The organism is Paenibacillus dendritiformis, assembly GCF_021654795.1.
Taxonomy (GTDB): domain Bacteria; phylum Bacillota; class Bacilli; order Paenibacillales; family Paenibacillaceae; genus Paenibacillus_B.
In genome coordinates this window covers 4136464-4156522 of sequence record NZ_AP025344.1, presented here as the reverse complement: position 1 = coordinate 4156522, position 20059 = coordinate 4136464, and the positions used below count along the sequence as shown (strand labels likewise).

The 20059-nt window shown below is 49.3% G+C and carries 17 protein-coding genes; 15 read left to right on the top strand and 2 right to left on the bottom strand.

The genetic code is table 11. The features are described from left to right. The first annotated feature begins 278 nt into the window (after positions 1–278). The 11 genes from ahpC (at position 279) to L6439_RS18345 (ending at position 12111) form a co-directional block, all read left to right on the top strand. Entirely contained in the window at positions 279–842 is a 564-nt protein-coding gene (gene ahpC, locus L6439_RS18395) for an alkyl hydroperoxide reductase subunit C (protein ID WP_168179376.1), read from the top strand. An 11-nt stretch (positions 843–853) separates the two neighbouring features. Next, positions 854–2383, top strand: a complete 1530-nt coding sequence (gene ahpF, locus L6439_RS18390; protein WP_213471571.1) for an alkyl hydroperoxide reductase subunit F — start codon at positions 854–856, stop codon at positions 2381–2383. A gap of 285 nt (positions 2384–2668) precedes the next feature. Next, positions 2669–3175 carry a DUF6323 family protein gene (locus tag L6439_RS18385; RefSeq protein WP_237096532.1) on the top strand — a complete coding sequence of 169 codons (507 nt, stop codon included), beginning with the start codon at positions 2669–2671 and terminating at the stop codon, positions 3173–3175. Then, positions 3157–4593 carry a DUF6179 domain-containing protein gene (locus L6439_RS18380; protein ID WP_213471572.1) on the top strand — a complete coding sequence of 479 codons (1437 nt, stop codon included), beginning with the start codon at positions 3157–3159 and terminating at the stop codon, positions 4591–4593. Before L6439_RS18385 ends, L6439_RS18380 begins: the two co-directional genes overlap by 19 nt. A gap of 408 nt (positions 4594–5001) precedes the next feature. Next, positions 5002–5337 carry a hypothetical protein gene (locus tag L6439_RS18375; protein WP_213471573.1) on the top strand — a complete coding sequence of 112 codons (336 nt, stop codon included), beginning with the start codon at positions 5002–5004 and terminating at the stop codon, positions 5335–5337. Between the two features lie 422 nt (positions 5338–5759). Further along, entirely contained in the window at positions 5760–6725 is a 966-nt protein-coding gene (locus L6439_RS18370; RefSeq protein ID WP_213471574.1) for an ABC transporter permease, read from the top strand. 14 nt (positions 6726–6739) lie between these two features. Next, positions 6740–7627 carry a carbohydrate ABC transporter permease gene (locus tag L6439_RS18365; RefSeq protein WP_168178883.1) on the top strand — a complete coding sequence of 296 codons (888 nt, stop codon included), beginning with the start codon at positions 6740–6742 and terminating at the stop codon, positions 7625–7627. 51 nt (positions 7628–7678) lie between these two features. After that, complete coding sequence (locus tag L6439_RS18360; RefSeq protein ID WP_213471575.1) at positions 7679–9265, top strand: extracellular solute-binding protein; 1587 nt, start codon at positions 7679–7681, stop codon at positions 9263–9265. Between the two features lie 69 nt (positions 9266–9334). Beyond that, entirely contained in the window at positions 9335–10477 is a 1143-nt protein-coding gene (locus tag L6439_RS18355) for an ROK family transcriptional regulator (RefSeq protein ID WP_213471576.1), read from the top strand. Positions 10478–10622: 145 nt separating this feature from the next. Continuing rightward, on the top strand, positions 10623–11189 hold the full coding sequence (locus L6439_RS18350; protein WP_210429337.1) for a MarR family winged helix-turn-helix transcriptional regulator: 567 nt from the start codon (positions 10623–10625) through the stop codon (positions 11187–11189). 178 nt (positions 11190–11367) lie between these two features. Next, on the top strand, positions 11368–12111 hold the full coding sequence (locus tag L6439_RS18345; RefSeq protein WP_237096531.1) for a 4'-phosphopantetheinyl transferase family protein: 744 nt from the start codon (positions 11368–11370) through the stop codon (positions 12109–12111). Positions 12112–12204: 93 nt separating this feature from the next. Here the strand turns inward: L6439_RS18345 and L6439_RS18340 are convergent, their stop codons facing one another. Next, on the bottom strand, positions 12205–13107 hold the full coding sequence (locus L6439_RS18340; RefSeq protein ID WP_213471578.1) for a CgeB family protein: 903 nt from the start codon (positions 13105–13107) through the stop codon (positions 12205–12207). Further along, complete coding sequence (locus tag L6439_RS18335; RefSeq protein WP_213471579.1) at positions 13104–14186, bottom strand: polysaccharide pyruvyl transferase family protein; 1083 nt, start codon at positions 14184–14186, stop codon at positions 13104–13106. The genes L6439_RS18340 and L6439_RS18335 overlap by 4 nt, the downstream gene beginning before the upstream one ends. Positions 14187–14854: 668 nt before the next feature. Here L6439_RS18335 and L6439_RS18330 point away from each other — a divergent pair. The 4 genes from L6439_RS18330 to L6439_RS18315 all read left to right on the top strand — a co-directional run bounded on the left by L6439_RS18330 (position 14855) and on the right by L6439_RS18315 (position 20047). Then, a complete protein-coding gene (locus L6439_RS18330) occupies positions 14855–15403 on the top strand; it encodes a WD40/YVTN/BNR-like repeat-containing protein (protein ID WP_168178878.1) in 549 nt (182 codons plus the stop codon). A gap of 162 nt (positions 15404–15565) precedes the next feature. Next, on the top strand, positions 15566–16249 hold the full coding sequence (locus L6439_RS18325; protein ID WP_237096530.1) for a response regulator transcription factor: 684 nt from the start codon (positions 15566–15568) through the stop codon (positions 16247–16249). Next, the gene (locus L6439_RS18320; RefSeq protein ID WP_213471580.1) at positions 16242–17540 is read left to right on the top strand and encodes a sensor histidine kinase; all 1299 of its coding nucleotides are present in this window, start codon (positions 16242–16244) and stop codon (positions 17538–17540) included. The genes L6439_RS18325 and L6439_RS18320 overlap by 8 nt, the downstream gene beginning before the upstream one ends. Positions 17541–17773: 233 nt before the next feature. Further along, positions 17774–20047 (top strand): phosphoketolase family protein, encoded by a 2274-nt coding sequence (locus L6439_RS18315; protein WP_213471581.1) that lies wholly within the window; start codon positions 17774–17776, stop codon positions 20045–20047. The last annotated feature ends 12 nt before the right edge of the window (positions 20048–20059 follow it).

Sequence of the window (20059 nt, the reverse complement as noted above, 5' to 3'; positions counted from 1 at the left end):
GAAAATGAATCATCCTTCATCTTGAACATGGGTTAAAAACGACATATTATATAGGTGCAATGGACAAGACCCGAATACTTTGGTTCCGTTCGCAGCATACTGTAATTGGTGAGAAATGTCACTGAAAAAAGATCTCATTTTATAATTATTATAAAATAGCTTGACGAATTTAATTAATTAGTTAATAATAATAATTACAAAGTGTGTTCGGAATACGCAGTCTGCAAGTTCTGAGTATACTTTGATTTATCAAATATAAGGGTAAAGGAGATATGACCATGTCACTTATTGGAACAGAAGTACTTCCATTCAAAGCATCCGCATTTCACAACGGTAAATTTATCGAGGTGACCGAAGAAAATTTCAAAGGGAAATGGAGCATTGTGTGCTTCTACCCGGCGGACTTTACGTTCGTATGCCCTACGGAGCTTGAAGATCTCCAGAACCACTACGAAACCTTTAAGCAACTTGGCGTTGAAGTATACTCCGTTTCGACGGACACGCATTTTACACATAAAGCATGGCATGAAAGCTCTCCTGCCATCGGCAAGGTTGAGTACATTATGATTGGCGACCCATCCCATGTGATCTCCCGCAACTTCGATGTCTTGATTGAAGCTGAAGGTCTGGCGGACCGCGGTACGTTCATCATCGATCCGGACGGGGTTATCCAAGCAGCCGAGATCAATGCCGGAGGCATCGGCCGCGATGCAGGTTCTCTTGTGAACAAGATCAAGGCGGCGCAATATGTTCGCCAGCATCCAGGTGAAGTATGCCCGGCGAAATGGCAGGAAGGCGGTAAAACGCTGAAGCCAAGCCTCGATCTCGTTGGCAAGATTTAAGGTGTGACAAAATGACACTAGACCAAGACATCAAAAATCAGCTAGCACAGTATCTCCAGCTCCTGGAAGGCGATGTCGTGCTCAAAGTCAGCGCAGGCGATGACGCCGCATCGGAAGACATGCTGGCCCTGGTCAATGAACTTGCCGGCATGTCCTCCAAGATCACGGTGGAGCGGACGCAATTGTCCCGCACACCGAGCTTTAGCGTCAATCGTCCGGGCGAGGATACGGGCATCGCCTTTGCGGGAACTCCTTTGGGGCACGAGTTTACTTCCCTCGTATTGGCTCTGCTGCAGGTGAGCGGCAGACCTCCAAAGGCGGAGCAGAGTGTCATTGACCAGATCAAAAGCATTCGCGGCGAATATAAGTTCGAAACTTATGTCAGCCTGAGCTGCCATAATTGTCCTGATGTGGTGCAAGCCTTGAACTTGATGAGCGTCCTCAATCCCGGCATTACGCATACGATGATTGACGGCGCCGTATTCAAAGAAGAGGTGGAAAGCAAGGACATTATGTCGGTGCCAAGCGTTTACCTCAATGGCGAATTTTTCGAAAGCGGCCGTATGACCGTGGAAGAAATTCTTGCCAAGCTGGGCAGCGCTCCGGATGCATCCGAGTTCGAGAATAAGGAGCCTTATGACGTGCTTGTGGTCGGGGGCGGCCCGGCAGGCGCAAGCGCGGCCATTTACGCGGCCCGCAAAGGGATTCGCACAGGTCTCGTGGCCGAACGCTTCGGCGGTCAGGTCAACGATACGTTGGGCATTGAGAACTTTATCAGCGTGAAATATACGGAAGGTCCTCAGCTCGTCGCGAATATTGAGCAGCAAGTGAAAGAGTACAACATCGATGTCATGAAGCTGCAGCGTGCCAAGCGGTTGGAGAAAAAGGACCTTATCGAGCTGGAGCTCGAAAACGGCGCCGTGCTGAAGAGCAAGGCGGTCATCGTATCGACAGGCGCTCGTTGGCGGAATATCGGCGTGCCTGGGGAAGCGGAGTTCAAGAACAAAGGGGTCGCATATTGTCCGCATTGCGACGGGCCTCTCTTCACAGGCAAAGACGTTGCCGTGATTGGCGGCGGTAACTCCGGTATCGAGGCGGCGATTGATCTCGCAGGCATCGTCCGGCATGTAACGGTTCTCGAGTTCGCGCCAGAGCTCAAAGCGGATGCCGTACTGCAAGACCGCCTGTACAGCCTGCCGAATGTTACGGTACTGAAGAACGTGCAGACACAAGAAATTACGGGAACCGACAAGGTGAACGGCATTTCCTATGTCGAGCGGGATACAGGAGCAACGAAGCATATTGAACTCCAAGGCGTGTTCGTACAAATCGGCCTTGTTCCGAATACGGATTGGTTAACGGACACGGTGGAACGCACGCGTACCGGCGAGATCGTGGTAGACAGCCATGGCGCTACCAACGTCCCTGGCGTGTTTGCGGCTGGCGATTGCACGAATAGTCCGTATAAGCAAATTATTATTTCGATGGGATCCGGCGCTACGGCAGCTTTGGGTGCGTTCGATTATCTCATCCGCAATTAAACGTATTGTTCACAAGCGAACGAAGAGCCCTCGCTTTTCATAGAGTGGGGGCTCTTTCTTTTGCAACAATACGACTTCGGGCGAACACCACAAAGGTTGGGTCAGAATGATCTTCTGCCCAACCTTTTTATGTATAAACAAAAAAACCACCAACTCAATTGACAGGGGTGGAAAGCGAGAGTAAAATATTTAAATAATCTATTAATTTTATATTATACCATATATTTATCGGAAAGTCAAGTGTTTTTTTCTTTTTCTCGAAAAATGATTGGCAGGGGGAGAGCGATGCACGAGAATAGCCGCATGGATTTGTCACGCCTTTTCAACTCCATGAATACGTCCGCGCAGGAGCAGGTCATGACTGAATTGCTGGAACTGAACGAGAAGACGAAGGAATACGGCTTGGTTCTGACCCCGCAGGAGATCGAACGGATGATGGCAGCGAGAAGCCAGATCCTGCACGGCTACGGGCGGGTGGAATTGAGCATTCAAGTGACCAAAGAGCTTATCGAATCGTTCTCGGATTCCTCGTTCATCCAGCAGGAGAGCTATGCGGATACCTTGAATGAGCTGCATGAGATTTTTTATTATCTGAAAAATGAAACCGAAGACAGAATCAGCGACAGGAAGCTCCTTTACAGGATGAAGGAAATGTTCGAAGACGATTGCGAGGGCTCCTTGGACTTGCTGAAGAGCAGACTCGAAGAGTATGCCGAAGCGTTCCGAAGAGAATTGCAGAAGCTTGAGTTTTTGCGTGAAGGAGAGGATGACGATTGGGATCAGACCATATAAATGACAGGCGTGAGTTGAGCGCTCAGCGGGGCATTCGCAAATCCCGGCTGCAGCGAAATCAATATACGATCTCCTTGATGAACGAAGGCTTGCGGACGGGGATGCTGACGAGCCGGGAAATCTTGCGCATTCAGCACGGGTTCATGCAGATTTTGCGGGAGCTGATTCAGAAATATACCCGGGGTGAAAGCAGCTCGGTCGCCGCGGAAACCGCAGAGAGCATCCTCGCCTCCATCATGTATGCGGCAGACGCCTATCTGATCAGATTCGAGGAGCCAGAGAAGGCGCTCACGTATCTGAAAACGATTGAGGTTCGCAAAATCTATGACAGAGGCGTGGACAAGGTCGGTCAATGCTTTGCAGAGACCAAGCAGCTATATAAGGAAATCAGTGCCAATAAGCTGGAGGTTCCGGTCGATGCCTATAACCTGACCATCGACGAGTCCCTGCCTGTCTTTCTCCGAAAATACGGCATCATCTTTGATGCCCACAACACGATGGCCAGTATCGATTACCCGCTGGCTGTCGATGACATGCGGCTTCAGGGCGTTTTCTATATCAAGCAGTATCTGGAACGGCTGAAGCTGGAGACCGAGTTCTGCGCGATGTTCGAACCGCGGCAGCTGCTGGATTTGCTGGTCCATTACGGCAGGGAATGCAGGTTGAATTACCGGATTGAGCTGTTCAATATATATGAGCTCATGCTGAACAATGCGATATTTTCGATATTATCCGGGGGAGATGCCTGTCGTATCAGGATTTCCGAAAATCAATTTGCGCGGCTGGAACAGCAATTCATGAGCTTGGAGGAAGGGCACATTCGCTCCGTCATCTCCGATGCGATGGAAAGGCTTCAGCAAGAAATGGCGCTTCATTCGCAATTGGTGGGGTATATGGACCGATCCAAGGAGGAGCTCGTTCAGCGAGTGGCGAACGCCGCCAAGCACAGCAGCTTGCGGACGGTCATTATTGCCGAGAGGGAAGCGGAAGCGAAGTCCATGGTCATTTCCTTCAGCGAAGAGGATAGCATGAGCGACGTCCAATTAAGAAGACGGCTGCATGAGATCATGGCATGCGAGAGGAAAGAGGAGAAAGTGAAGCTGATCTTGTCCAGCTTCCACTCCTTCCATGACTACATCGATATGCTTGAATCCGACTGCTTGTACGGAGATGAATATGTTGCCCTCTTCCAGGCGTTTGGCGATATGGAACTGGCAATTCTGGCGACAATCGTGTTCTATGAAGAGGTACGGAGCATGCCTCCGGATTTGCCGTCTTTTCTGTTGGTAGAGAAGGAGTATCCGATGGAGTGGCAGCTCCAATTGGTTCAATGTCTGCGGGGAATGAGCCGGGAGCGCCTGCAAGCCGTTGCGACGTATATGAATGAGATGGACTATGAACCAATAAAATTCCATTGATCAGCAGAGCCATTCCTTTCGGACCATGGAAAAAACGGCGGGTCGACTGGCGGAAGCGGGGAAGTCAGCAAATCCTGCATGGATCAGGCTGTTGGAAAACCCCTGTTTTTTGTGAAGGGGTGGAGAAGGTCCATTTTCCTCATCCAAACTTTGGCTCTCAGAGCGGTTTAAATCGATTTTTTTCTACCGGGAGAAGAGATCCACATCACAGGTGAAAAGTCCCATAGACTACTCAATGGCCTGATTTTACGGGATCCAACCGACCGCGTCGGATGCTGGGGGCATCATCGCCTTCAGGAAGCATTATCAGCCTGCTGGAAGCACTATCGGCCTGCTGGAAGCATCGTTGCCTCCTGGGGCTTGGACGTGCGGAGGAAATTGCTGCTATTTTACAGGAATTTCGGCTTAATGAGTCCCCATCCCGAGGAATTGCTGCAAATCTACATCATTTTAGGCCCTTTTGCTTCAAACCGAAGCGAAACGGGGGAAATTCCTGTAATTTTGCAGGATTCCCTTTCTGGAATAGTCGTCCCTATCGAATTGCTGTATTTATGCAGGATTTCGCTTAGCGAATCGGCGTGTCTGGAGAAATCGAGGAGTTTGCGGATTTCGCCTGCCGGATGGGCGTGTCTAGGGAAATGGTGCAGTTTTCAGGATGGTGGAAATATCCATTTTCCTACTCAAAACTTCTTTCTCAACAGCCTGATGGATGCAGGAATTTTCGGTCTTTCAGGGGCAACATGATAAGATTCCTGCAAAAGTGCATCATTTTCCCCGATTTTTGCTTCACATCCGCTGGCATGGCTTGGATTCCTGCAGTTTTGCAGGAATTGCTGTGACGGAGTAATCCGTATAAAGGAATACTGTAGTTTTGCAGCTTTTTTGAAGCGTTTCCGGCAAACTGCACTGTAAGAAGCAGGGAGCTGTCACACTGCCGCAGAAAACGGCGCATGGGACAGCCCCCATTCAAATTAATTAATAAAGACACTGTACAAATTAATTGTTCCAGTTATATAATGGGATACAAACAAAGGAAAAGGGCGGGGAAAAGAGGAGATTATCCTTCCGATGCCTGAAATGTAATCGCTAACATGAAAACGATTGCAAATTATGCGAGCCACTCCGGGATACGCGAATGAGAAGGCTCGTCAGAAGGGAGTATGAACATGGCTAGCTCAGAATCGACTTTACGTCAGATGGACACGAAGCACAACAAGAAGTCCCGGCTTCAGTTTTGGGCCAAAGAACTCGTGCATAACAAATGGCTCTACCTTATGTTCCTGCCTGTGTTTCTATGGTACTTCATCTTTGCCTATTGGCCGATGCATGGCTTGTTAATGGCATTTCAGAAGTACAACGTGGTGAAGGGGATTAGCGGGAGCGAATGGGTGGGTTTGAAGTATTTCAAACAGTTCCTGGAGGATCCTCATTTTTACCGGCTGATCAAAAATACGCTGCTGCTCAATATTTACAGCCTGATTTTCGGTTTTCCGGTGCCGATTATTTTGGCCCTTTGCTTTAACGAACTCCGAAGCCTGATGTTCAAAAAAATTGCGCAGACGATCAGTTATTTGCCTTATTTTATTTCGACGGTCGTCGTATGCGGGATGGCTCTCACCTTCCTGTCGCCAAGCACCGGCGTCGTCAACATTATGCTGAATAAGCTTGGGATGGAGAGCATCTTCTTCTTCCAAGACCCGGCCTATTTCAGAACGATTTACGTGCTGCTCGGGATTTGGCAGGGAGCCGGATTCTCCGCGATTATTTATATCGCCGCCCTCTCGGGCATCAGCCCCGAGCTGTACGAAGCAGCGAAGATCGATGGAGCGGGGAGATGGAGTCAACTTCGGTATATTACCTTTCCCAGCCTGGTCCCGACGATTATCATTATGCTGCTGTTGAATCTGGGAACCATTTTAACGGCCGATTTCGGCAAAATCCTGCTTTTGTACAATCCAACCATTTATGAGACCGCGGACGTGCTGAATACTTACGTGTACCGTAAAGGCCTCATTGACAACAACTACAGCTATGCCACCGCCGTTGGCCTGTTCCAGGCCGTCATCGGCTTCATCCTGGTCTATGTGGCCAATTACTTGAGCAAAAAGGCCAACCAGACTTCGCTTTGGTAAAGGGGGGAGAGAACATGCTTAAGACCAAAAAAAGAGTGGACGCCGGCGATGCCCTTTATTTTGCTTTTATCTATCTGTTTATTATCGTCATGTGCATCGTGATGCTCTACCCGTTTATTTATATCCTGTCCGTCTCTATCAGCGATACCGATAGCGTCATGCGCAATGAAGTGCTGCTCTGGCCCAAAGGACTGAATTGGTCCGCTTATGAGGCGGTGTTGAGCTACAAGGGAATGATCGTGGCCTATGCGAACACGATTTTCTATACGGTGGCGGGCACATTGCTGAGCTTGCTGCTGACGACGATGGCGGCCTATCCGCTGTCCCGGAAAAACTGGAAGATGCGCAATTTCGCGGCCATGTTCCTGGCGGTTCCCTTATGGTTCGGCGGGGGCATGATTCCGTTCTATATGGTGATGAGGGATCTGCACTTGCTCAATACGCGCACCGGGATATTGCTGTATGCCGCGCTGTCTACGTTCTATATCATCATCGTGCGGACCTACTTCGAGAGTCTGCCGAAGGAGATTGAGGAATCGGCGAAGATTGACGGGGCCAGCGATATCCGGATCTTTCTGCAAATCGCCCTGCCTCTGTCGAAGCCGGTCCTGGCGGCCATTGGCTTGTATTATGCGGTCGGCAAATGGAACTCCTTCTTCTGGGAGCTGATCCTGTTGAGCAAGGAATCGCTGATGCCGGTCCAGGTCCTGTTGGTCCGGATTATCCGGGACAGCACGTTCGATAAGGAAATGGAGGCGGCGCTCGTACATAGCTCCGGCGTGCTGCCGATTACGATTCAATATGCGGCTATCGTAGTGACGGCTCTGCCGATCATTATGGCTTATCCGTTTCTGCAAAAGTATTTCGTGAAAGGGGTGATGATCGGCGCGGTGAAAAGCTAGACCGAATCCTGAAACAGAGAGCATGAATCATGTAAAGTGGAGGTCGTAAACATGCACAGACAATGGAGAAAGAAAAGAGTATCTGTATTGATCATGGCGATGATCCTGGCTCTCCTGACATCGGCCTGCGGGGGAGGGGCCGAAGGGGAAGCGCCGTCGGACAATCAGAGCGGCGGCTCTGACGGCAAGCCGGTGAAGCTGGCGATGTTCATTGCCAGCCGGGCTACGGATGAAATGTATTCCAATGAGACGTTGGTCTGGAAGGAGATCGGGAAGAAGTTCAACGTTGAATTCGAGTTTATTACCGGCGACGCCAAGACGATGCGCGACAAGTTTCCGCTTATGATTTCTTCCAATGAATATCCGGATATCATCGCGGATGCGCCTGCCAACTTCAACAAGTACGGTCCGCAGGGCGTGTTCATCCCGCTTAACGATCTGATTAAGGATAAGCCGAATCTGCAAAAATATTTGGTCGATGATAAAATCGCGAGATCCCAGATCGTCAATGCGGATGGCAATATTTATTCCGTTCCGATGCTGTCCGCCGTTCGGACGTCGGAAGGACCGCTCATTCGGCAGGATTGGCTCGATCGTCTGAACTTGCCGGTTCCGGAAACGATTGACGACTGGTATAATACGTTAAAAGCGTTCAAAGAGCAAGACGCCAACGGCAACGGAGATCCGAATGATGAAGTGCCGTTTGCTACGGCCGGCAATTTTTATTTGAACTTCGCCGATGCCTGGGGCATTGATATGAACGAGGATGGCCGCTGGATGGAGGAGAATGGCAAGATGATTTATACGCCAATCGATCCGCGCGCCAAGGAATTTTTGACGACGATGAATAAATGGTATAGTGAAGGACTGCTGGATAAAGAGCTTCTGTCTCGCCAGGACAAGGATTACACCTCGATGGTATTCAATGACAAGGTCGGCGCCACCAATCACTGGATCGGCTATGTGGCCGGCTTTAATGCCAGACCGGAAGTGGAGAACATCCAGGGCTTCAACTTCCAGGTTACGCCTCCGCCTGTCATGAACAAGGGCGACCGGCCGCTGACCAGCAGACAGCAGCAAATCGTGGTGCCGGTCGCCTGGGGCATCAGCAGCCAGAACAAGAATGTCGATAAAACAATAGAAATATTCGAGTACGCTTACAGCGATGAAGGCCAGCTGCTGTTCAACTTCGGCATTGAGGGCGACTCTTATACGAAGGAAGCGGATGGAACGCTCAAATATACCGACAAGATTTTGAAGAATCCGGACGGCGCGGCCAAGGCGCTGCACCGGATCGGCGCCCAGCCTTGGGTTGGCTTCCGCCAGGACCCGCGTTATGAGATCGCTTCGGCGGTCAGCGAGGACGCGGCCAAGCAGCTGTTCTGTTATGTCGAGCAGGATTATTTCCGCGATCCGGCGCCTGCCTTGAAGTATATCGAGGACGACTTCGAGACCAGCACCGAGATCAAGACGCAGATCGATACGTATGTCAACGAGATGATCAGCAAGTTTATTATCGGACAGGAGCCGTTGTCCAAGTTCGATGAATTTGTGGAGAAAGTGAAGTCGATGCGTTTTGACGAGCTGGAGGCGATCCAGAACAAAGCGTATGAGGCGAATAAAGAACTGATGAAGTAACGAGACGCATGATGGGAACTGGGGGTTTCTTTTATTGCGAGCAACATTACCTAGAAGGAAGGCACGAAGATGAAGCATGTAAGAGGTAACGTCTATCTCATGAAAGAAATCAACCGGGCGACCATATTAAGCTTGCTTCACCGGGAAAAAGCGATGTCCCGCGCCGATATGGCGAAGGTGACCAAATTGAGCGCCACGACGGTGTCATCCCTGGTCGATGAACTGATCGACGAAGGCTATATTGTCGAATCGGGCGCCCAGGCATCGGCTGGCGCAGGGCGCAAAGCCATCCGGCTGGAGATCAGCAAAGATAAAGGCTTTGTCATCTCGGTCGGACTGGGCAATCAACGGTTTTATTGCACGCTGTCCAATTTCCACAGCGAGATTGTGGCTGAACTTGCCGTTCCTGCCGTCAAAGGCAATGATGAGGTTCTCCAGACGATTTTGCATTGCATCGGCGAGATTGTCCGGAAGGCGGGCATCAGCGATTTGTCCCTGATTAAAGGCATCGGCATCGCTTCACCGGGCATTGTGGATGAGAGCAGCGGCACGATAACCTATGCGCGCTTTTTACGGTTGAAGGACTTCGAGATTGTGAAGCTGCTCCGAGCCCGCTATTATGATCTGCCTGTGTACGTCATGAATGACACGAATGCCGCGGCGTTCGCGGAATATTACCTGGAGACGAGTCCCGGCGTGAAGCACGTCCTGTACGTATGGGTCTATGAAGGGGTCGGGGCGAGAATGATCGTGAATGGCCAGGTGTATTCCGGATACAAAGGAAGAGCGGGCGAGGTATCCTTGCTCCAGGACAGATGGTTCAGCAGCGCATATGTGGTGGAGCAGGCGCAAAAGAGGGCGGCCAAGCGCGGCCTCCCTGCCCCCCTTGCGATCGAGGATGTGGTTCAAGCCTATGAACGCGGAGAGGACTGGGTCGAGCCGTTAATGAACCGGAGCTTGTTATTCTTGAGCAGAGCCCTGGCGGTGATGATGAATCTGATCGGCCCGGAAAAGGTCATCTTGGACGGCTGGTTCATGGAGTCGCCCCAATGCATGCAGAGGATACATGCGCATCTCGCCAGATATACGGTGGACGGGGGATATGACTCCAGTTGGGTCGCTCCGGCAAGCTTGGGCCAACGCAATTATGTCATCGGCGTCACGACGATGGTGCTCCACCAACTGTTTAAAGGAAAAGTGTCGGTAACGTAACCGTTGCGGGCGCGAACAAGTTCATCCTTCCAACGCGAAGTGGCTTCCCGCATCGGGAAGCCTCTGTTTTGATGTGCCGAGATTTATTCAACCATTCGATACCAGCAACTGGTATAATGGGAATGATTGTTTTATCCTGGCAGACATGTCTATAAGGTGGCGATTCCATTTGGATAATGTGAAGGAATTATATCTCATTCAGCAAATTTACGGCACGCTCTTCGCGCTGGCCAACAAACTGCAAACCAAAGGAGACGCATACTTATCCGACATCACATCAAGACAGTTTATGGTCATGCTTGCGGTTCTTCATCTGCCGGAGGGGGAAGCGACGATTATTAATATTGCCAATAAGCTTGGCACGACCAAGCAGAGCGCAAGGCAAATGATATCCTCCCTTGAAAAGAAAGGCTATATTGTCGCGCAGCCGAGCCAATTGGACAGACGCGCCGTGAATATCTCGATTACCGAGACCGGAAAAGAGGTGATGCTGAAATCGGGTGAAAGCTCCGTAAGCTTCTTTGCCGATCTTTCTCATCCTTTCACCTTGGAAGAAATGGAGCAACTGTGGGCCCTGCTAAAAAAGCTGTACCGTTTTGACGGCGAGGTTCAAGATGGTTTTGAGGAAAATGTGAGTCTCGATATGGGGCGTTATGAAGCGGAAATGACAAAGAGGGCGTTGGAGCAATTTTCGAGACAACGGGCGCGATAACGGAATGGGAACGGACAAGCTGCGCGCAGGAGGCGGCCGCGCATGGGCTAACGAACCGAGCGCCATGAGCCGGGCCTTGAATACGTCGTCGAATACGAGGAGTTTACGCGCGCAGGAGCAGAACATGATGAGAGAGGGGCGGATGAGATTGACAGGAATCGTTAGGGAGGAAGCCTTATTGACCAATTCCAAGGGGGACGGGAATCGGCAGATCGGAATATTCGTGATGAGGGTTCCCGAGGCGATGGAGCAAGCGACGCTCCAGCAGCTGCTGCGGCTGCTCCCCCCGGACCGGCAGGACAAAATCAACCGCTTCCATCACCAAGCCGACGCCTGCCGGAGCTTGCTGGGGGAGGTGCTCGTACGCAAAATCATCGGAGAGAGAACGGGGCTTCCCAATTCCCGCATCCGGTTTCAATATAACCGTTACGGCAAGCCGGAGCTCGCTTCGGAGCATCGTTTGTTTTTTAATATTTCCCACTCCGGCGAGTGGATTGCCTGTGCCGTGCATGATACAGAGGTGGGGATTGATGTGGAGCAGATCAAGCCTATCGATCTGAGCGTCGCGAGGCGATTTTTCTCGGCAGAAGAGGTTGAGCAGCTGGAGAAGGAGCCGCCGGAAGGCAGGCTGAAGCTGTTCTATGATTTATGGACACTGAAGGAAAGCTATGTCAAGCTGCGCGGACAGGGCCTGTCTATCCCGCTGGATTCCTTTTCCGTTCACAAGTCAGACCAGGGGGAGTGCTGTCTCCGTTCTCCGGCTGATGCGGCGCCCCGCTTTTTTTTCAAACAATATCATGTCGATGATGAATATTGTCTGTCTCTTTGCGCGGTGGAACCTGCCTTTCCCGCTGACATTATCCGATGTGAGTATCCTGCGTTTCTGTCCGAGCTCAGCGCCGATGCCCATTTCTGCCGGTAAGCGGCAACTCTATCCGAAAAAGCCTGCAGCGGCATCTGCCGTCTGCAGGCTTATCGGCCTCTGCAAGAAGGGCGCCGCAAGCGTGCGTTGTTCCTAATTCCGGCTCGTCCAGCCCCGCAAAGCTTTGATAAGATCCAGCACTTGGCGGGCCCGATGTTCATACGTATGATTGCGGACAACATGCCGCTGCCCCTCGGCCGCGATCTTGGCGGCTTCGTCTGGATGGCTTAAATAATACTGCAGCTTCTCAATCATATCTTTCTTCGAATCATATAGAACATAATGGACTCCGTTCTCGAACAACGCCGATTGTTCGGGAGTGTCATCCGTCAGGATTAAGGCTCCGCACCCCATTCCTTCGAAGAGCCTCATGTTAAAAGATTTAATGGTATCGGCGGTTTGGTTGAAGACGATTTTCGAATTTCCATAATGTTTGCTCAGATCTTCCAGGAAGATATTTTTCCGGAGCGACAGTTTTGCCTTCCCTTGCAGATTCTCCTCAATGAAGCGAAGACTTTCATTCCGGTTTTTATAAAGGTGATGTCCCTGCGTACCCACGAAAGAAACGTCGATGGCGCGCTTCGCATAAGGGATAGCCGAATGAAACAAATGGGGATCTACCCCGAACGGAAAGAAGCGGATGGGTACCTGGAAGCGGGATGCAAGATGCAAGGAATGCGACATCAGCAGGATATCGGGACGGTACATATCGCACATCTCCAGATTGCCCGCGAGCCGATTCTCTCCATGATGGATCCAGAAGAGAACGGGCACTTGGATCCGCTCCCGGTGTTTAATGGCAACCCGGGGGCGGGTAGGACTCTCGACGAACAGAACCGCTGCATACTTTTGGGTATCCACGGCGGAGAAGTCGGCGGCATCCGTAATGACATCGACCTCGACCCCGATGTTGCCGAATGCCCTTTCCAGATAGCTTCCCGGCGTGTATGGGGTCTTTCCGTAACACATCAAAATACGCTGCGGCTGCTTACTCATTTTGTTTCAACCTCCTTTTTTAACCTTTCGAAGAAAGGCTCCGCCAACATATTCATTTTTTGATAATGGACGACTCGTTGATCAAGTGCGGCGACCGTCTCGCTATAGTTCTCTTCAATAAGGCTTGATAAATGCATCAGCTCATAGCCAAGGGTCGAACTATCGGTCGATACAACGTAACGGATCGCATCGATGGAAGCGGCGAAATCATACACCTTGAACCGGTATCCCAGCGCGATAAAAGGGACCCGCATGACGGCCGACAGCACCGCGGCATGTAATTTGAAATCGACCGTAAATTTGCATTGGCCTATAATGCTCATTAATTCGTATGGATTTACGGTTTCATATAGATGCACGCGATTCTCGAATCCTATTTTTTGCATCAGCTGTCGGTTGGCCGGGATATCGTTAGGCCACATGGCGAAAAGAAGAATGGAATAGCCTTGCCGGATCCATTCCTTGGCGGCCGTGACCAACTTGTCCTCCACGGAAGCCTCGTCATTGCCGAAGATTTCATTCCTCGCTGTGCCCCAGTTGATGCCAATACAGGGCCTGTCGCCCGGCAGGGGCGGGTCGTGCGTGACGGGCTTTGCTTCTCCAGGCGTGAGCAGCAGTGCAGGGTCGCCGCTCACCGCAATGCTTTCCGCAGGGACGCCCGCCATTTGGAGAAAGGCTTGACTAAGAGGACCTCGAACGGCCGCGTAACGGGCGTTCCGGAATATATCGCCTTGGATGCTGGGAACGATAAGCCCGGCAGGCGGCGAAGCGCTGTTAAGCATGGCGTCCAGAATATGTTTAGGTACCAGCTTATCCACGCCGGAACCCCAAATATAGTACGGCGTGCTGCCCTTAAACGCTGCTTCGAGCTTCGAAAGATAGAGGGGAGAGATTAAAGAACCGCCCCCAAGCACGACGGCATCGAATGCCAATGGGTCGGCTGCATTGGCCAGTGATCCGGCGACATGGAAGCGGCTCGCGTCGAGATGCTTGTTGAAGTGCTGCCGGAACACATCCCACATGACTTGATCGCCAGCGTTTTGATAACCAATCTCTCCCAAATATAAAATTTTTGTCATTTCACCCCACCTTTATGCGTGGAATCTCTGCCCGCTCTACTATACATTGATATGATTGTCACAGCCGATTTGAAACGGACAGCGGTTGAACATGATAGATTCGGAAAACGAGACTTCATTCGACCAGCCTGCGGACTGGCGGAAGCTTGGACTCAAGTTTGTTTTATTTTTAAGCTGTCTATGCCGCGATGCGCGCACGCTTCTTGTTCTTGTGCTGAGGAGTGAATCCTGCAAATTTACATTATTTATCCGCCCAAATAGGGTATTTTGTTAGAATTCCTGCAAAAATACATCAATTCATGACGAATGAACCAAACAAGCACATTAATGGGGGAAAATGCTGCACTCTTGCAGGATTCTCACTGTGCGCCGCGGTTGGGTGATAATTGCTGCACTTTTGCAGGATTTCTCTCCCCAAATCAATTCCGCCAACACAACGCTCTTTTTTGCGGCTTTGCCTTTCGCCACGCGTATGCTGGCCCGCCCTGCCTAGTAGCGGCATAATCCGTTGGGTTCTATTTCTTTCACCTGTCTGCCGCAGAGGGGAGCATATCAGGCCTGCTTCTAGCCAGTTTTTTTCATTTAAGGTTCGTTAAAGGTAAGGTGCTTATAATTAGAAATCGTAAGGCAGCTGTCTACAAAAAAAAGCAAACATGGAGGTATCGTGTATGATTAACGCAATGAACACAGCCAAAAAGAAAGCGGGCGCAGCCATCCTGTGCGGAGCGCTTGCTCTTACATTAGGATCGGGAACAACCACCTTTGCGGCCGAAGGAGCCAGCGATGCGATGTTCGTAAAGCATGAAAATGGAGTCGTCTCCTACTCTGTGGACGGCGGGCAGACTTGGAACGAGAACGCTCCTGCCAATATGCAAGGAATCAAAATCGGCCAAATGGGCGAAGGGAACATGCAAATCAAACATAAGTTGGCGTCCGCAGACGGAATTAAATCAAAGGTGATGATCAAGTCGGAGAACGGCAAGACGCTGTACTCCACGGATGACGGCCAGACCTGGAGCGAGACGGCGCCGGAAGGGATGCCGGCCTTGAACAAGGGCGAAAAAGGGAACGTCATCATTCAAACTAAGGTCACCTCGGAAGAAGGAATGAAAAATAACGTGATGGTTAAGCTGGAAAACGGCAAGAAGCTGTTCTCTACCGACGGCGGCCAGACTTGGAGCGAACAAGCCCCTGAAGGCGTGAAAATCAAAAAATAACATGGCTTGAAGCAGCGCACAAATCCGCAACTGATGGGGTGAAAACCCCAAGGTTGCGGATATTGTCGTCGCAGCAGCGAACGGACCCGCGCCAAACGCTGCAGACTGGCGATATATCAGGCGCTTATAACCGAACAATGGGGGATGCAAGTGAGGATTTTAATGGTCGAAGATGAAAAGCATATGGCCGAAGCCATGGAACAGGTTCTCAAGAAAAGAAATTACACCATAGATTTGGCGTTTGACGGGGAGTACGGCTTGGACTGCGGCCTTACCGATATTTATGATATTATCATTCTCGATATTATGCTGCCCAAAATGAACGGCCTCCAGGTTCTGAAAGAATTGCGGGAAAGCGGCATTCAAACTCCGGTCATCCTGCTCACGGCAAAGGGCTCAACCGAAGACAAGGTGGAAGGTCTTGACAGCGGAGCGGATGATTACTTGGCCAAGCCTTTTCAGACGGAGGAATTGCTGGCCCGCCTGCGTGCCTTGGGACGCCGCAAAAATGTGCCGATCCATGAAAACGTTTTGCAATATGGAGACATTGAGCTCGATCCCTTCTCCTTACACCTTAGCTGCGGAGACAAGAACTTCAAGCTCACCTTGAAAGAAAGTCAATTGCTGGAGCTGTTAATGACTCGCCAAGGAATGATTGTATCCAAGGATTCGATCATCGAGAAGCTGTGGGGATACGACGCCGACGCGGAGGATAATCATGTGGAAGTGTATATCTCTTTTTTGCGCAAAAAATTAACCCATTTGCATTCCGGGGTTCGGATTCAGACGGTGCGAAGCGCAGGCTATCTGTTAAAAACGCCGAAAGATGGGAAATCCTATGTTTAATCAACTGCGGAACCGGCTTCTGCTGCTGAATATGTCCATCATTTCTATCGTGATGATTGGCGCCTTTGCCGTCATTTATTTTACGACCTCTAACAACATTCGTAGCGAAAATCAAAATAAATTGGACTTGATCTCCTCCAAACCTAACGCGGCCTATCTTAACTTGCCGGACGCTGCCGCCAGGGAGAAGGTAGTTATCGGTGTCGTTCCTTCCGAATCTACTCTTTCATTCAACATGATTGTCAATTCGCAAGGAGTCCTCATGAAAGTCATCTCCTATATTGATATGCCGGAGGAGACCTATTATAAGGCCGCCGAGCTTGTCAGGGGCGGGAAAAAGGGGAGCGGCACGATCTCACTCGACGATAAGCGATGGCAATATCAACTCTCTCCGATGAACGGCACGCTGATATCTTATGAAAACGGAAAGAGCTTCAGGGTCAATGCGAACGGAGATCATTATCAGATTGCCTTTTTAGATGTAACAGAGTCCTATAACACCTTAATGGAGCTTCTGACGACGTTAGTTATTGTCGGTCTCCTTATGCTGTTTGTCATTTTTGCGATTAGTCTGTTCTTTGCCAACCGGTCGATCGCGCCGATTGCCGACACCTGGGAGAAGCAAAAGCAATTCTTTGCGGACGTCTCTCATGAACTGAAGACGCCGCTCGCCATTATCAATGCCAATTCCGATGCCCTGCTTGCCAATGAGGGAGAGACGATTCGGAGCCAGAGGAAATGGCTGGATTATATCAAGAACCAAACCGAGAGAATAGGCCGGCTAGTGAACGATCTTTTATATCTCGCGAAGACGGAGGACATCAATCTCAAATTGAATGTTACCCCTTTTGATATGAGCGAAATGGTAAGCGATGTGATCTTGGCGATGGAGGCGGTGGCGTTCGAGAAGGAGATTACGCTGCTGCAGGAAGTGGAACCGAACATGATCGTCAAAAGCGACTGCGAAAAAGTGAAGCAGGTTATTACGATCCTCGTGGATAACGCGATCAAGTATACGGAGAAGAAAGGCCATATTCATATTACGATGAAAAAAACAAGGCATCACCTTGCCTTTTCCATAAAAAACAGCGGCAAAGGGATCCCGCCCCAGCATCTGTCCAAGCTGTTCGACCGTTTTTACCGGGCTGATCCGGCCAGAACGCAGGAGAACGGCGGTTATGGCTTGGGACTTCCGATTGCCAAAGCGATTATCGACCGGCTCGGCGGCAAAATATATGCCGACAGCAAGGAGAATGAGGGCGCGACCTTTACGTTCACGCTTGGATTCTAGAGCGGCTGCCGTTCGAAGGAGGGGCTAAGCCAAAAGTAAAATGCAAAAAAAAACGTTTACAGATGTTACCATTGGTAGTATGATTATAAATATCAATAAATAATGTGCGTGTATAAAATTAAATTTTAAAAACCTGTTGTCCATGAAGAAGTATAGTGTAAATTGCTCACGTCAATGACCTAATAATGGCATCAAGAATTTGAGTTGAATCTTATGGAAAATGGGGTTACAAGATGACTGGTGATACATTACTTCATGCTAAAAAATACTTAAGTAAGTCCGATCAAATTGATTTGATTGACAAGTATTGGCGGGCTAGTAATTACATCACGGTGCTTCAAATGTATTTGAAACAGAACTTTTTTTTGAAAGAGAAGTTAAAAGCGGAACATCTTAAAGAGGTGGTGCCTGGACATTGGGGAACCAGTCCTGGAATTAACTTTATTTATGCGCATTTAAATGCTTTTATTTGCAGGTACGATGTGGATGTAAATCTGGTCGTTGGCCCCGGGCATGCGGCATGCGCCTTGCTCTCTAATTTGTTCCTCGAGCGATCGCTGCAAGAGTATTATCCCGAACTCACCGTAGATGAGCCTGGAGTTGGGCGTTTAACATATTTATTTGGGCACAGTCAAGGATTCCGGACAGAGGTAAGTCCCCATCTTCCCGGCGTTATTGTTGACGGTGGCGAACTTGGTTATGCATTGAGCGTTGCTTATGGCTCTGTCTTGGATCGGCCGGAAGTCATAACGGTATGCATAGTTGGTGACGGAGAGGCTGAGACGGGGCCTACAGCTGCAGCATGGCAAAGCAATAAATATTTGGACCCGGAAAAATCAGGGGTTGTCCTCCCAATCCTTCATTTAAACGGATATAGGATGGGAGGGCGCTCAATATTGTCGACCTTGACAAATGAAGAACTTATTTCCTATTTTACGGGATTAGGTTATCTTCCTTTGTTGGTAACTGGAAATCACTTCGAAATCTACGCTGCCTTGGAAACGGCGTATATGCAAATTAACGGGATTAAAAAGAAGAGCCTTCCAGATGTGAGGTGGCCGATGCTGATACTCAAAACACCGAAGGGATGGACTGGTCCTTTTAGTGAAGGGAGGGCGAGCTCTCACAAAAATCCTGTTCCTGCTCCCTGCTCTTCCGTTGAGTTACTGGAAAATTGGTTAAAATCTTATAATCCAGTTGAATTATTCGATGACAACGGTTCTCTTTCCCAAGCAATTCGGAGCATCATACCTGCAGGCAACAAACGAATAGGGCAAAGCCTAACCAGAATTAAGGATAGCGTAAAAGAACTCATTTTCCCAAGCGTAAAAAAACATGCCATCAGCCCCATAGAAAAAAAGTATATGAAAAATATCGAAATTATTGTTCCGTACTTAAGTGAAGTGTTCAACTTAAACGAGAAGAACGAGAACTTTAGAATTATGTCGCCTGATGAACTGGTTTCAAATGGGTTGGGGGGCATTTTGCTACATACAAAAAAGGCATATAACCGAATTGGTTTAGAAGAGATTGATACCGCTTTAAATGGAAGGATTATGGAAATTTTAAGTGAGCATGTATGCCACGGGTGGTTGCAAGGGTATTTGCAAACCGGACGTCGAGGCATCTTACCCACATATGAGGCGTTTGCTCCGATATTTGGAAGCATGATGACTCAGTATGCCAAATTCCTGTCGCAATCACAGAACGTTTCTTGGAGGGAGTCTGTCCCTTCCATCAATTATTTATTAACCAGTGTGTGTTGGGCGAATACGTATTCACATCAAAATCCTGAATTTATTAATATGGCTGTGGGCAAAAACTTTTCATTTGTAAGATGTTATTTTCCAAGTGATGCCAACACTTTATTAGCTTGTGTGGATGCATGTCTAAAAAGTGACAATCGAATTAACGTCATCATTTCTTCGAAAAGGGAAATGCCGCAATGGACGACTATCGAACAAGCACAGGCACAGGTAAGTAAGGGAATAGCTGAATGGAGTCATTTTTCTGATGCTCATCCTGACATTATCTTTGCTGCTGCAGGGGACTACCCGACAAGGGAATGCATAGAGAGTATTGCGCTTTTAAAACTGATGGTTCCTGAGATTAAAGTTAGATTTGTTTCCGTTATCGACATTACTGTACTTGGTTCTCCTAAAATATTTGGGCATGCTCTGGCACAAGAACATTTCGAGACCATTTTTCCATCGAGGTTACCAGTTATTTTTAACTTTCATGGTTATCCTTCCGCAATGAAAGCTCTGCTATTCGAGAGGCTCCATGTCACTAATTTTCGTATTCTCGGCTATCAAGATGAAGGCGACAGTTCCGCCCCGGATTTTTATAAAATGATCAGAAATGGCGTAAGCCGCTATCAAATTGCGATACTCTCACTTGATATGTTGGTCAAATACGGAAAATTGAAAGATGTCGATGTCAAAAGCTTGAAAGAACAACTCAGAAATGAAGTTTCGGCATATTGTCTCGAAATAAACGGGGGTTAAGGAGGTGTTGAA

Coding starts and splice junctions, on each gene's coding strand:
- ahpC (WP_168179376.1), top strand. CDS start 279: ATGTCACTTATTGGAACAGAAGTACTTCCATTCAAAGCATCCGCATTT.
- ahpF (WP_213471571.1), top strand. CDS start 854: ATGACACTAGACCAAGACATCAAAAATCAGCTAGCACAGTATCTCCAG.
- L6439_RS18385 (WP_237096532.1), top strand. CDS start 2,669: ATGCACGAGAATAGCCGCATGGATTTGTCACGCCTTTTCAACTCCATG.
- L6439_RS18375 (WP_213471573.1), top strand. CDS start 5,002: ATGAGTCCCCATCCCGAGGAATTGCTGCAAATCTACATCATTTTAGGC.
- L6439_RS18370 (WP_213471574.1), top strand. CDS start 5,760: ATGGCTAGCTCAGAATCGACTTTACGTCAGATGGACACGAAGCACAAC.
- L6439_RS18365 (WP_168178883.1), top strand. CDS start 6,740: ATGCTTAAGACCAAAAAAAGAGTGGACGCCGGCGATGCCCTTTATTTT.
- L6439_RS18360 (WP_213471575.1), top strand. CDS start 7,679: ATGCACAGACAATGGAGAAAGAAAAGAGTATCTGTATTGATCATGGCG.
- L6439_RS18355 (WP_213471576.1), top strand. CDS start 9,335: ATGAAGCATGTAAGAGGTAACGTCTATCTCATGAAAGAAATCAACCGG.
- L6439_RS18350 (WP_210429337.1), top strand. CDS start 10,623: ATGTCTATAAGGTGGCGATTCCATTTGGATAATGTGAAGGAATTATAT.
- L6439_RS18340 (WP_213471578.1), bottom strand. CDS start 13,107: ATGAGTAAGCAGCCGCAGCGTATTTTGATGTGTTACGGAAAGACCCCA.
- L6439_RS18335 (WP_213471579.1), bottom strand. CDS start 14,186: ATGACAAAAATTTTATATTTGGGAGAGATTGGTTATCAAAACGCTGGC.
- L6439_RS18330 (WP_168178878.1), top strand. CDS start 14,855: ATGATTAACGCAATGAACACAGCCAAAAAGAAAGCGGGCGCAGCCATC.
- L6439_RS18325 (WP_237096530.1), top strand. CDS start 15,566: ATGGTCGAAGATGAAAAGCATATGGCCGAAGCCATGGAACAGGTTCTC.
- L6439_RS18320 (WP_213471580.1), top strand. CDS start 16,242: ATGTTTAATCAACTGCGGAACCGGCTTCTGCTGCTGAATATGTCCATC.
- L6439_RS18315 (WP_213471581.1), top strand. CDS start 17,774: ATGACTGGTGATACATTACTTCATGCTAAAAAATACTTAAGTAAGTCC.